The sequence below is a fragment of the Pseudonocardia sp. D17 genome (assembly GCF_036984265.1).
In the GTDB taxonomy this organism is placed as follows: Bacteria; Actinomycetota; Actinomycetes; order Mycobacteriales; family Pseudonocardiaceae; genus Pseudonocardia; species Pseudonocardia benzenivorans.
This window is the reverse complement of the sequence record NZ_BPRG01000238.1, coordinates 1-300: the sequence shown is the minus strand read 5'-3', so window position 1 is coordinate 300 and position 300 is coordinate 1. Positions and strand designations below refer to the sequence as shown.

The 300-nt window shown below is 69.0% G+C and carries 1 protein-coding gene; it reads right to left on the bottom strand.

Going from position 1 to position 300, the window contains the following annotated elements:
* Nucleotides 1–27: 27 nt before the first annotated feature.
* A complete protein-coding gene (locus PSD17_RS33395) occupies nucleotides 28–258 on the bottom strand; it encodes a hypothetical protein (protein WP_339126177.1) in 231 nt (76 codons plus the stop codon).
* Nucleotides 259–300: the final 42 nt, after the last annotated feature.

Sequence of the window (300 nt, the reverse complement as noted above, 5' to 3'; positions counted from 1 at the left end):
GGTCCTTCCCCCGGGACACGCCCGGAGCTACAGACCAGTTACACCGAAGATCAGACACTCCCCCAGCGCGCGGCGGACCGCGTCGAACTCGGCCGTGACCGCGCGGAGGTCCCCTGCCCGCAGTGCGGTGAGATGACCCGCCACCACGGTGAGCGCGTCGGCGCGGGCACGGCTGACCCACGCGGTGTCGTCGGGCCATGGCTGGAACGCGACAAGTTCGATCAGCAGCAGCAGCGCGCGTGAGTTGCCCTGTGTCAAGCCGCCGCTGGTTGATCTTGGTTGAGGACGCGTTGAAGGGCG